We start from the raw sequence: 13140 nt of genomic DNA on the forward strand, positions 1-13140 counted from the left end.
TTCCGTTTTTTTCTTGTGGAGTCTGTTTCTAATGGTGCAATTCCTTTTCTTCTTCTGCAGCTAAAAGCTCAGACAGGGTGTCTTCGCTGATGTTTTCACTGATATTTAGAAAATCATATTCCGGTTCTTCCTTCAGTGAGTTGAGAAGAGTCTTCTTTATTGTGCTGCCAAAAGCTGTATCGACAGACTTTGTTTTGATATGGCGATAGAGGGGAGAGGCATTCAGATCCCATTTTTTTGAAAGTGAGCGAATCATTTGAAGGAAAGTTTTCAGTGTTTTGATTCTTTCTTTTCTGGCACAGTGGAGCTGAAAATGAGCTACATAGGCTGCATACTCCCATTGATCCAACGCCGTTGCAGTCGATTTGGAAACATTTGCAATATATTCGGCATCTTCATTCCGCTGTTCCTTGAGTGCAATTTCCAAAAGTGTTATAAGTGTACAGTGCAGTTCGGAAGCCTGTGACAGCAGTTTTTCTTCGGCCAGCTTTGCGGCGTCGCTGTAGCGTTCGCTGGCAATGAAGAGATTCGCCTGCAGCTGTTTTTTATCTGTCCAGATAGCATCCGGCAGCTGATCGATCAGTGTCTGTGCCTGCTCATACTCTTTACGTTCGATGTATTTGGAAATGAGTTGTGCCTGTGCCTGACTTCTGACATTAAGATCATTACTTTCAGCGGCGCGAAGAAAAAGGTTTTCGATTTTTTCCTGATATTGTTCTGTGTCTTTGGAAGGATGTCCCTTCTTATAAATAAGGCATCCTTCCAAAAAGAGAGCGCTGTTTAAAATCAAAGAATCACAAGTCGGAAAGAGGCGGATTTTCTCTAAGGCTGTATCGTAAGCGGTTTGAAATCCGTCTCGGTCTGCAATTGCGGATAAATCATTGAGAAATAATGAAATTTCCCGGTCAGTGAGTGTTTCGTGGAAAGAAAGCAGCGTGTTCAGATCAGTATGCAGCAATCGTGCCAGTGGAGGTAAAAGGGTAATATCCGGGTAAGAAGTTCCTTTTTCCCATTTGTTCACAGCAGGCGTCGATACGCCAAGATATTTTGCGACCTGTTCCTGTGTCAGTTTCTGTTCGATACGTTTTTGTTTAATCATTTCATTTATTTTCATATGCTACCTACCTCATGCATTGATTCCATGCGTTAAACCAGATTCCTGTTTGTTGATTTTTCATATAGTTATTATATCAAGCAGCAGGAAACGCCACAATTGATTGTATGTTCATTTTTGAATAGAAAATTTAACTGTTAGTTTATTTCACTGTTTGTTGCGGCACGATCAAGGCAGACCGGAGATTCCTTATGCATTTCCAATAAGAAGTATGGCAATAAAGGCAAGCATGAGTGTTGTGGCAGTGAATGCCAGGAGATTTATGATGGCATTGGTGTGCTTTTTGAATATTTTTGAAAAGATCCAATATAGGATAATACCTATGATTCCTCCGAAGGTATTATTGATCAGATCTGTAATATCACAGGCGCCGACTGCAAGAAGAAACTGAAAGAGTTCCAGACCAAGACTTATGAAAAATGCCGGAAGTACTTTAATGAAAAAAGAACGTTCCGGGAGCAACATACAGGCATAAATCCCGCAAGGAATAAAAATCAGTATGTTGTTTAAGAGCTCAGATAAATCAATAGTGCCGTTAGAAATCGCAGATGCAGAAAATGGAATGAGATTCATGCTGCGTGGCTGGCGAAAAGAGAGGATGGACAGATCCATTTTAAATAAGATAATCCAGATCAATGCGGCAAAATAAATACCAAACAAAAATATGGTTATTTTTTTGTTCTGAAGTTTCATGTAATTTTCCTCCTGAGTTATGAAATTCTTCGCAAAGCATTGTAACATAAGAAAAGAGAATACTTCAATAATGAAACGGATACGATTTTCTAAAGAAATTCATACAATTTTCTTAAGATCTTTTGATTTATTTATAGAAAATTTATGACTGATAGTCAATTTGTTAAAAGTTTATTAAATTGAAAATGAAGTAGTTGACTTTTAGTCATTTTAAGCGTATACCATAGTATGAAATAAATGACTATTAGTCATAAATGGAAAGGGTGTATGAAAATGATGGTAAAGATAGGTAAGAAAATTGCCAAATGGAAATGGTTTTTCTTCCTGCTGGCGATTGTGTTACTTGTTCCGGCTGGAATCGGTATCTCGCGTACAAAGGTAAATTACGATATTCTGAGTTATCTTCCGGAAGATCTGGAAACAGTCAAAGGACAGGAAATCATGGTAGATCAGTTTGGAACAGGTGCATTTTCTATGGTGGTTGTAGAAGATATGCCTTTGAAGAACGTGGCTGCATTGAAAGAAAAGATTGAGGGGATTGATCATGTAGAGAAGGTACTCTGGTATGACAGTGTGGCAGATCTTTCCATGCCGGCAGATATGCTTCCGAAAAAGATTCGGGATGTATTGTTTCAGGGAAATGCTACGATGATGGCAGTTATGTTTGATGATACGACTTCTTCAGATACTTCTATGGAGGCGGTAAGCCAGATGAGAGATCTTGTTGGAAAAGAGTGTTTCATCAGCGGTATGACAGGAATTGTTACAGATATTAAAAATCTGTCATTGAAAGAAATGCCAATGTATGTTGTCATTGCAGCAGTCCTTTGTCTCATTGTACTGGGACTTACAATGGAATCTTTCGTTGTTCCGGTATTATTTCTGATCAGTATTGGAGCTGCGATTTTATACAATCTGGGAAGCAATCTTTTTCTTGGGGAGATTTCTTATATTACACAGGCGCTGACAGCGGTACTTCAGCTTGGTGTGACGATGGATTATTCTATCTTCCTTCTGAATAGTTATGAAGATAATAAGCTTCGTTTTCCGGGACAGAAAGAACGGGCTATGGGGCATGCGATTGCAAATACATTTAAATCGGTTGTTGGAAGTTCTGTTACGACGATCGCAGGTTTTGTAGCACTTTGCTTTATGACATTTAAGCTTGGAATGAATATTGGTATTGTCATGGCAAAGGGCGTTGTAATCGGTGTGCTTTGCTGTGTTACACTCCTTCCGTCTATGATATTGATCTTTGATAAACTGATTGAAAAAACAAAGCATAAAGCATTGATCCCGAATATGGATCGGATTTCTGCATTTATTACAAAGCACGAGAAACTCTGGCTTGTGATTTTCCTGATTCTGATCGTGCCTGCAGTTTACGGAAATAATAATGTAAAAGTATACTACAACATTGATAAGTCACTTCCGGCATCTCTTGAGAGTAATGTGGCGAATAAGAAGCTGCAGGAAGATTTTAAAATGAATAACGTGCACATGGTGCTTGTGAAAAACGGTATGAGCAGCAAAGAGAAAGAGAGCATGTTAAATGAGATTGAGAAAGTAGACGGTGTGAAATGGGCATTAGGACTTGATTCTATTATTGGACCGGGAGTCCCATCCTCTATGATTCCGTCTGACATAAAAGAGCTGATGCAAAGTGATGAGTACGAAATGGAGTTCATCTGTTCCGAATACAAGACGGCGACAGATGAAGTTAATAAGCAGATTGATGCTATTGATAAAATCGTGAAATCTTACAGCAGAGGTTCTATGGTGATTGGAGAGGCTCCTCTGACAAAAGACCTTGCTGATGTGACAGATATCGATTTGAGAAACGTGAATATGATTTCGATTGCGGCAATCTTCCTGATTATTATGTTTGTGTTTAAATCCATTTCACTGCCGGTCATTCTTGTAGCAGTTATTGAGTTTGCGATTTTTGTGAATATGGCAATTCCGTTCTATACCGGTACGGAACTTCCATTTGTGGCAAGTATCGTAATTGGAACGATTCAGCTGGGAGCTACGGTAGACTATGCGATTCTGATGACAAGCCGTTACCAGAAAGAAAGATATCGCGGCAGAAGTAAGATGGATGCGATCAGCATTGCACATAAAACTTCAATGAAGTCTATTATGATCAGTGGTATCAGTTTCTTTGCAGCAACTTATGGTGTCAGCCTGTATTCACAGGTGGATATGATCGGTTCGATCTGTACTCTGCTTTCCAGAGGTGCAGTTATCAGTACGATTGTTGTAATTTTTGTATTACCGGCAATGTTTATGGTATTTGATCCGGTAATCGTTAGAACTTCTATCGGTTTTTTACCAAAAAAAGAGAAGAAACAGCAGACGGAAAGGAAGGAAACTTGTTATGAATAGAAATCAGAATTGGAAAAAACGTATGGCTATGATCGCAGCAGCATCAGTCTCTGTATCAGGCTGCGGTATGTGCGTAATGGCTGCAGATCAGGATGAAACGAATGTAAAGAGACAATATAAAGATGAATCCGTTTATGTGAATACAGGAGCAGACGGAAGTGTAGAGAAAATTACAGTCTCTGACTGGCTGAAAAATGAAGCGGCGAAGGAAAAAATCGAAGATCAGTCTTCTCTTTCCAATATCCAGAATGTGAAAGGAGAAGAAACCTTTGCACAAAATGGAGAAGCACTTGTATGGGATGCAGCAGGAGAAGATATTTATTATCAGGGAGAAAGTACAAAGGAACTTCCGGTAACGATGAAGATTACTTATACATTAGACGGAAGAGAAATGACACCGGAAGAGATGGCAGGTAAGAGCGGCCATATGGAGATGAAGATTACTTATACAAACCGGACGCGTCAGGTGGTAGATGTAAATGGAACACAGACAGAAATGTGCGTACCGTTTTTAATGCTGACAGGAGGCATTTTCCCGACAGAGCATTTCAAAAATATTGAGATTGATCACGGGAAAGTCATTTCCGATGCAAGCAGACAGATTGTTGCGGGAGCAGCACTTCCGGGACTGACGGAAAGCCTTGATCTGACAGAGGAGGATACACTTGAAATTCCGGAGAGCTTAACGATTACGGCAGATGTGACAGAATTTGAAATGGGTTCGATTTTTACTGTAGGAAGTGCAGATGCCTTTGCAGAGCTTGGATTCAGTGATGCAGACAATCTGGATGAACTGACGGATAAAGTAAACGAATTGACAGATGCATCACTTAAACTTGTAGACGGCAGTTCTACGCTGGCAGACGGAGTACGGACGTTAAAAGAAAAATCATCTGAATTTGCCTCGGGAATCGATACACTGGTCTCAGGAGTCAGTCAGGTAAATGCAGGCGCCAGAACATTGTACGGAGGGTTAGAGACATATACATCGGGAACCGGACAGCTGGTGGAAGGAGTAGCAGCCTATACAGAGGGCGCTTCCACACTGTCTGATGGAATCACAGCATATGTCGAAGGCGTTGGAACAATTCAGCATGGAGCGTCTAAGAGCCTTCCGGTTCTTTCGGAAAACGTACGGAAACTATCAGAAGGAATCACCGCATTCCAAAATGGAGCATTTGGAGAAGAAGGACTAGAGGCCGGTGCTGAAAAGCTTGCGGTTGGTGCGGAGAAGATTTATGAAGAAACAAAGCAGCTTGCACCAATGATGAGCGCTGAAAATCTGAAAACATTATCGAAACAGATAAAATTACTTGGAAATGGATTAACTTCTGCGAAGGAAGCAATTAGTCAGGCTGCTTCCGGAATTGGGAATGGGGCGAAAGCGATGCAGGAGGCCGGAGCAGGAATGAGTACATCAGGCAAGCAGCTGACAGAACTTAGTAAGGTACTGACAACGGCTTCCGGAGCGGTAAATCAGTCTGTGGCAGAAGTGAATGCAAAACTTCAGGCAGCAGAGGCAGATACACAGAATCAGGTAGATGCAGCGCTGGAAAAAACAGAGCAGGAAGCAAATGCAAAGCTGCAGGCGCAGACAGATGAAGTAAATGCATGTGCAGAAAAAGCAGCGGAACAAGTAAAAAGTCAGCTTCTTGCTGCAGGTACAGACGAAGCTGTAGCAGAAGCGGCAGCAGCAACAGTGCGAAATGAAGTAAGCGCTTCTGCGGGCACAGTGGAAGTGGGAAGTGTATCGGTAGATCTTCCGGAAGTATCTGTCGCAAATCCGTTTGCAGAGGGAGGCCAGGTGGCGCAGGCGTTACAGGGAGCATCTGCATCTCTTACAGCCGGTGCAGCAAAGCTTGAAGCCGGTGGAACAGCGCTGACGGAAGGGGCGAAAAAACTCGGAGCAGACAGTGAACTGATAAAAGGATTGACAGAAGGAGCTGCACAGATGGATGCGGCGGCAGCAAAAATGGATGCCATGTCAGAAATGCTTGACAATGCCGGAGATCCGGCAAAACAGTTAGTAGATGGATTAAAACAGCTGTCAGAGGGAGCAAATGCATTGAAAGCAGGTGCAGGAAATGCAGCAGAGGCAGTGGACACATTGACGGACAATTCTGTTTTGCTGGCATCTAAGACAGAAGAAGGTGTCAATCAGCTTCTTGGCGGCTTCCAGACACTTCAGGCTAATGACAGCCAGCTGTTAAGCGGAAGCAGTCTTCTGAAAATGTCAGGAAAGGATTTGATTGTTGGGGCGAATAAGTTAAAAGAAGGAACACCAACACTTTTGACAGGAGCTTCTGCTCTTGCAGCCGGAACTTCTCAGCTTGCAGCCGGCACTGATACATTGAAATCCGGTACATCTAAGCTCCTTTCCGGAATAGATGAACTGTCAGAAGGAGCAGATAAACTGGCAGACGGTATGAAAGAATTTAACGAAGAAGGAATCGAGAAGATTTCTGATGTGCTTACCGGAGATCTGGAAAATGTATTCGATCGCTTGAAGAGTCTGGCAGATCTTTCAGAAAACTATGAATCGTTTAGCGGAATTTCGGAAGATATGTCCGGTGAAGTGAAATTTATTTTTGAAACGGAAACTGTAGAGGTAAATAAGTAGAGCAATACTATAGGAAAAAGCATTGGGAAAACTGGTTTGGCATGGTTGCCAAACCGGTTTTTTTGTTTTATGATAAATAGGAAAGACAAAAAGGGGATAAGAACAATGGTAGATGTTGGAGTAATTCATGGCCGTTTTCAGATACTGCATTTAAAGCATATGGAATATCTGCTTGCGGCGAAAATGAGATGTAAGAAATTATATGTGGGAATCAGCAATCCGGATGATTCTTACATTAAAGAAAGTGAAAATGATAAAAAACGTTCTAAAAAAACGGCAAACCCACTCACATATTATGAGCGAATGGAGATGATTCAGGCAGCGCTGCTTGATTTTGGTGTGAAGAGAGAGGAATTTGATATTATTCCGTTCCCGATTAACCGTCCGGAATATATTTTACAGTATGCGCCGAAAGATGCCACATTTTTCATGAGTATCTGTGATAAGTGGGGAGAGGAAAAGAAGAAGATATTGGAAGATCTCGGAGTGAAAGTAGAAGTTCTCTGGAATCGTCCGGAAGAGGAGAAGGGAACTACGGCAACGGAGGTCAGAAGTAAGATTGTTTGTAACCTTCCGTGGAGTCACCTTGTACCCCGGACAACTTATGAATATGTTGTGACACATGGCCTGGATGAAAGAATCAAGTGTCTGGCAGAAGAAGAGATGCTTGAAGAAAAAGAACAGCAGGAGAAAGAGCGCCGGGAGAACACACTGCAAGAAAAAGAGGAAGAAGCGAACGTATGATAGCAGTATATCTGTTTCCGTTGTATGTACTCGTCAATCTGTATGTATTTCGGTGGGGAATCCGCTATATGAGCGCCTGCAGCAGGCATTTTAAGAAAAAGTGGATCAGAATTTTCATCGGAATCGTATATACATTTTCTGCGTTGTCTCTTGGAATTGGATTTTTCCTGAAACCTTCTATGGCGCAGAGATTTTTCAAATGTTTTGGGAATTACTGGCTTGGTGTTTCTCTTTACATGATTCTTGTGATTGTTATCGTAGATTTGGGACGTTTTTTCCTGAAACGAATACGCTGGATTCCACAAGAAAAACTTCGTTCCCGCAGAACCTTTGTGATTACAGGAACATGCTGCGTGATTCTGATCGCATCGGTTTCCGTGTATGGGGTACTTCATGTGCGCCATATCCGGACTACTCCCTATGAGGTAACTGTAGAAAAAAGGTGTGCCGGAAGAGAAGAACTGAAGATTGCTCTTGTAGCAGACATTCATCTTGGATACAGCATTGGCACATGGCAGATGCGCGAGATGGCAAAGAAGATCAACGCGCAGCAGCCGGATCTTGTATGTATTGCAGGAGATATTTTTGACAATGAATACGAAGCGCTGGATGATCCGGAAGAATTGATTCAAATTTTCCGGAGTATCGAAAGCACATATGGAGTATATGCCTGCTATGGTAACCATGATATTCAAGAGAAGATTCTGGCAGGATTTACATTTGACAGCGATCAGAAGAAAATGAGTGATGAACGAATGGATAAATTTCTGGAAGAGGCAGGAATTATACTGTTGAGGGACGAAGCAGTTTGTATTGATGATGCGTTTTATCTTTGCGGAAGACCTGACGCGAAAGTGCCTGGCAGGGGGATAGAACAGAGAAAAACTCCTAAAGAATTAATCGAAGGATTGGACCTTTCTAAACCGCTTATTGTAATTGATCATGAGCCGAGTGATCTTCAGGAACTGGCAGATGCGGGAATTGATATGGATCTCTGCGGTCATACACATAATGGGCAGATGTTTCCGGGAAATCTTATCATGCCGTTTCTGTGGGAGAATCCATACGGTTATCTGAATAAAGACGGGATGCATAATATTGTTACATCCGGAATCGGATTATTCGGACCGAATATGAGAGTTGGAACAGACAGTGAGATCGTTATGATTGATGTAAACTTTCAGCCAGAGAACAGGCAGCCTTAATGGAGAAAATAATTTTAATTAAGAAGATAAAAAGCAGATAAAAAGGCAGATACACAGATGCGGACGCATTGGTATCTGCCTTAATTGCAGGTAAATGTTATGCCTCGCCGGTCAGTGTTACAACTGCGTAAGAATGGCCGGTATGTGGTAAGAATTTCTCTAAAATATCGACTGTTTTAAGATTGAGGCTGCTTGTGTTGATGCAAGGATGGCAGCCAATCACATCCTGTTTCAGAAGATCTTCATCAATGACTAACTGTACATGGTGTTCCGGATCATTCATAAGACCGAGAATGCTTGCAGAACCGGGCGTTGTGTTAAGATACTGCTCCATATATTCCGGCTCTGCAAAAGAGAGGCGGGAAATACCAAGCTGCTTGGAGAGCTCTTTTGTAAGAAAACGTTTGTCTCCCGGCATTAAGAGCAGATAAAAATTGGTTGCCTGGCGGTTGCGGAGAAAGAGATTCTTGCAGATCTGTGTGCCAAGTAATGTTTCAATGGCAGCGCAGTCCTCAATCGTATCTGCGTGTTCGTGGTCAATTCTGGTATATGAAATCTGAAGTTGATCTAACAGTTCATATACCCGCATTTCTTTTTCAAGACGTCCTTCAGCAGATGGGGCAGTTGTGTATAATGTCTTATCGATATACATAAATATCCTCCTTTATTCAAGTATGATTTCGTATAGTAATTTGGGAAAAGTATAGCATAATCGCTTGTGTAAAGTCAATTCAGGACGTATAATGTACAAGAAACTGCCGCCGGTTAAATCGGCAGCAGAGAAAGGAAGAAGAGAGCATATGTTTCGATTATTACCGTATTTAAAAAGGTATAAAAAAGAGAGTATTATCGGGCCGCTGTTTAAGCTGCTTGAGGCATGTTTTGAATTAATCGTTCCCCTTGTCATGGCAGATATTATTGATGTGGGGATTAAGAATCAGGACATGGGATATATATTAAAAATGGGAGGCGTTCTTGTATTTCTTGGTGTGCTTGGGCTTACTTGCTCGCTGACTGCACAGTATTTTGCAGCAAAGGCAGCCATTGGATTTGGAACAGAGCTCAGGCATGATCTGTTTGCGCATATTGAAGCCCTTTCTTATACAGAGATTGATCAGGCTGGAAGTTCTACTCTTGTAACACGCATGACAAGTGATATCAATCAGGTACAGTCAGGAGTAAATCTGGTGCTGCGGCTGCTCCTTCGCTCCCCGTTTATTGTAGTGGGAGCTATGGTGATGGCGTTTACGATTGATTTTCAGGCTGCGCTCGTATTTGTCGTAGCAGTGCCGCTTCTGGCAGTTGTTATTTATGGCATTATGCTGATAACAATCCCGCTTTATCGAAACGTACAAAAAGGATTGGATCAGGTACTTCTGACAACAAGAGAAAATCTGGCCGGTATCCGCGTGATTCGGGCATTTCGCACGCAGAAGGAAGAGCAGAAGCAGTTTGAGGAAGAAAGTGATATGCTCATGCGAATGCAGATGCTTGTTGGTAAGATTTCGGCAGCGCTGAATCCGATGACTTACATTATTGTAAATGCGGCAACAATTGCAATTGTCTGGGTTGGTGGCAAAAGAGTGTTTGGAGGAAGTATTACTCAGGGAGAAGTGATTGCCCTTGTCAATTACATGACACAGATTCTGATTGCGCTTGTAGCATTGGCGAATCTCATCGTGTCTTTTACAAAAGCGCTGGCATCGGCAGGACGTGTCAACGAAGTGTTTGCGTTAAAGCCGAGTATCTGCTCCGGCATTGGAGCTGGTCGGACAGAAAGCAAGGAGGCAAATTCGTCTGGGCGTGAAGCGGAAGATACATGCGGAAACGAAACACAGGAGGCGCCGGCAGTGGAAATGAATCATGTAAACTTTACCTATGCAGGAGCAAAGGAGGAGGCGCTCAGTGATATTACGTTTTCTGCAAAGAAAGGGGAAGTAATCGGAATCATTGGCGGTACAGGATCCGGTAAGTCTACGCTTGTGAATCTGATTCCGAGATTCTATGATGCGACAGCCGGATGGGTAAAAGTAAATGGAATGCCGGTAAAAGAAAGTTCTCTGGAAACTTTGCGGAAACGGATTGGAGTTGTTCCGCAAAAGGCTGTTCTGTTTCATGGCACAATTCGGGACAATCTGCGTATGGGAAAGGAAAACGCTTCGGAAGAAGAGATGATGCAGGCGCTGACAACTGCCCAGGGCAGAGAAATTATTGAAGGGAAAAAAGACGGATTGGACACCGTGGTCAGTGAAGGCGGAAAGAATCTGTCCGGTGGACAGAGACAGCGTCTGACGATTGCGAGGGCGCTTGTGAGACGACCGAAGATTTTGATTCTGGATGACAGTGCATCTGCACTTGATTTTGCTACAGATGCGAAACTTCGCAGGGCAATCGCAGAGGATACCGAAGGAATGACGGTGTTTATTGTATCACAGCGGGCAGCCTCTATTATGCAGGCAGATCAGATTCTTGTTATGGATGACGGAAGAATCGCAGGAAAGGGAACACATCAAGAACTTCTGGCATCCTGTCAGGTGTATCAGGAAATCTGTTATTCTCAGCTTTCGAAAGAGGAGGTGGAGCATCATGCGTAAACAGGAAGAGACAATAAAAAAGATATTAAAACGAATCCGTCCTTATCGCTTGTTTGTAGTTTGTTCACTGGTATTTGCGGTGATAACTGTCGGAACGACGCTATATGCTCCGATTCTGGTAGGAGATGCTGTAGACTATATTTTGGCAGAGGGAAAGGTTGATTTTGCAGCGATTTTTCCTATTTTGAAAAAGCTTGCGGTAATTATTTGTATGACCGGAGCGGCTCAGTGGCTTATGAATCTGTGCAATAACAGAATTACTTACTGTGTGGTAAAAGATGTAAGAACAGAGGCTTTTGCGAGACTTCAGGTGCTTCCGCTAAAATATGTGGATTCACATCAGTACGGTGAGACGATCAGCCGGATCATTACGGATGTGGAGCAGTTTTCTGACGGACTCTTGATGGGGTTCACACAGCTTTTTACAGGTCTTGTCACAATCTTTGGGACACTTGGTTTTATGCTGGCCATTAATGTGCAGATATCTCTTGTAGTCATTTTGATTACACCACTGTCCTTATTTGTAGCAAGTTTCATTGCAAAACGAACCTATACGATGTTCCAAAAACAATCTGAGACAAGGGCGGAAATGACAGCGCTTGTGGATGAAATGGTAGGAAACCAGAAAGTCGTACAGGCATTTGGATATGGCAGACGAGCGACGGAGCGGTTTGATGAAATTAATGTCAGACTTCAAAGCTGCAGTTTGAAAGCAACCTTTTTCTCATCCATTACGAATCCAAGTACAAGGTTTGTAAATGGACTTGTATATACAGGAGTGGGAATTGTGGGGGCAGTTATGGCTATGGGTGGCGCTATTACTGTCGGACAGCTTTCATGTTTTTTGACATATGCCAATCAGTATACAAAACCATTTAATGAAATTTCCAGCGTAGTAACAGAACTGCAAAATGCCATTGCCTGTGCGAAACGAGTGTTTGACTTTATGGAAGAACCGGCAGAAGAGCCGGATGCACCTGGGGCAGCTGCGCTAAAAGAAGTTGATGGAAGCTTAAAACTGAAAGACGTATCCTTCTCTTATCAGCCGGAAGTGCCTCTGCTTCAAGAGCTTAACCTTGATGTGAAGCCGGGACAGAAAATTGCGATTGTTGGTCCTACAGGATGCGGTAAAACAACGCTGATCAATCTGTTGATGCGGTTTTATGAGATTGATGCAGGGAAGATTCTGTTAAGCGGCCATAACATTGCCGATATACAAAAGGATAGTATGAGAGCCCAGTATGGCATGGTACTTCAGGAAACATGGCTGAAGACGGGAACGATTGCAGAAAATATTGCCTATGGATATCCGGAGGCTTCAAGAGAACAGATTGTTGCGGCAGCGAAGGCAGCTCATGCCCACAGTTTTATCAAGCGTATGCAGAATGGATACGATACGAAGATTACGGAGGAAGGAGGCAATCTTTCTCAGGGGCAGAAACAGCTGCTTTGTATTGCAAGAGTGATGTTGAATTTGCCGCCGATGCTGATTCTTGATGAGGCAACTTCTTCGATCGACACGCGCACAGAGATTAAGATTCAGGAAGCTTTTCAACGAATGATGAAGGGGCGCACAAGTTTTATTGTAGCGCACCGGCTTTCGACAATTAAAGAAGCTGATACAATCCTTGTGATGAAAGAGGGAAATATTATTGAGCAGGGAAGTCACGAAGAATTACTTCAAAAAAATGGATTTTATAAAAAATTGTATGAAAGTCAGTTTTAAACTGTTCCGTAAGGCAGAGATGACGGCAGAAAGCTGATAGATATTTGATGTCTGGC

The 13140-nt window shown here is 42.4% G+C and carries 9 protein-coding genes; 6 read left to right on the top strand and 3 right to left on the bottom strand.

Annotation, left to right across the window (positions count from 1 at the left end; genetic code table 11):
* Window positions 1–28 precede the first annotated feature (28 nt).
* Both KFE17_14735 and KFE17_14740 read right to left on the bottom strand, forming a co-directional pair.
* Entirely contained in the window at window positions 29–1114 is a 1086-nt protein-coding gene (locus KFE17_14735; GenBank protein QUO32034.1) for a helix-turn-helix transcriptional regulator, read from the bottom strand.
* 189 nt (window positions 1115–1303) lie between these two features.
* Window positions 1304–1807 (bottom strand): VanZ family protein, encoded by a 504-nt coding sequence (locus KFE17_14740; protein QUO32035.1) that lies wholly within the window; start codon window positions 1805–1807, stop codon window positions 1304–1306.
* 276 nt (window positions 1808–2083) lie between these two features.
* Between KFE17_14740 and KFE17_14745 the strand changes: the two genes are divergently transcribed.
* The 4 genes from KFE17_14745 (at window position 2084) to KFE17_14760 (ending at window position 8764) form a co-directional block, all read left to right on the top strand.
* On the top strand, window positions 2084–4195 hold the full coding sequence (locus tag KFE17_14745) for an MMPL family transporter (GenBank protein ID QUO33742.1): 2112 nt from the start codon (window positions 2084–2086) through the stop codon (window positions 4193–4195).
* Window positions 4188–6815 (top strand): hypothetical protein, encoded by a 2628-nt coding sequence (locus KFE17_14750; GenBank protein ID QUO32036.1) that lies wholly within the window; start codon window positions 4188–4190, stop codon window positions 6813–6815. The genes KFE17_14745 and KFE17_14750 overlap by 8 nt, the downstream gene beginning before the upstream one ends.
* A 105-nt stretch (window positions 6816–6920) precedes the next feature.
* Window positions 6921–7559, top strand: coding sequence for a nicotinate-nucleotide adenylyltransferase (locus KFE17_14755; GenBank protein QUO32037.1), 639 nt, complete (start codon window positions 6921–6923; stop codon window positions 7557–7559).
* A complete protein-coding gene (locus tag KFE17_14760; GenBank protein ID QUO32038.1) occupies window positions 7556–8764 on the top strand; it encodes a metallophosphoesterase in 1209 nt (402 codons plus the stop codon). Before KFE17_14755 ends, KFE17_14760 begins: the two co-directional genes overlap by 4 nt.
* Window positions 8765–8861: 97 nt before the next feature.
* Here the strand turns inward: KFE17_14760 and KFE17_14765 are convergent, their stop codons facing one another.
* Window positions 8862–9416 carry a prolyl-tRNA synthetase associated domain-containing protein gene (locus KFE17_14765; protein QUO32039.1) on the bottom strand — a complete coding sequence of 185 codons (555 nt, stop codon included), beginning with the start codon at window positions 9414–9416 and terminating at the stop codon, window positions 8862–8864.
* 148 nt (window positions 9417–9564) lie between these two features.
* On the opposite strand from KFE17_14765, the gene KFE17_14770 reads away from it, so the two are divergent.
* Together KFE17_14770 and KFE17_14775 are read left to right on the top strand one after the other, a co-directional pair.
* The gene (locus KFE17_14770) at window positions 9565–11358 is read left to right on the top strand and encodes an ABC transporter ATP-binding protein (GenBank protein QUO33743.1); all 1794 of its coding nucleotides are present in this window, start codon (window positions 9565–9567) and stop codon (window positions 11356–11358) included.
* Window positions 11351–13084 carry an ABC transporter ATP-binding protein gene (locus KFE17_14775; GenBank protein QUO32040.1) on the top strand — a complete coding sequence of 578 codons (1734 nt, stop codon included), beginning with the start codon at window positions 11351–11353 and terminating at the stop codon, window positions 13082–13084. The genes KFE17_14770 and KFE17_14775 overlap by 8 nt, the downstream gene beginning before the upstream one ends.
* The last annotated feature ends 56 nt before the right edge of the window (window positions 13085–13140 follow it).

It is taken from the genome of Faecalicatena sp. Marseille-Q4148 (genome assembly GCA_018228665.1).
Classification (GTDB): Bacteria; Bacillota; Clostridia; order Lachnospirales; family Lachnospiraceae; genus UBA9414.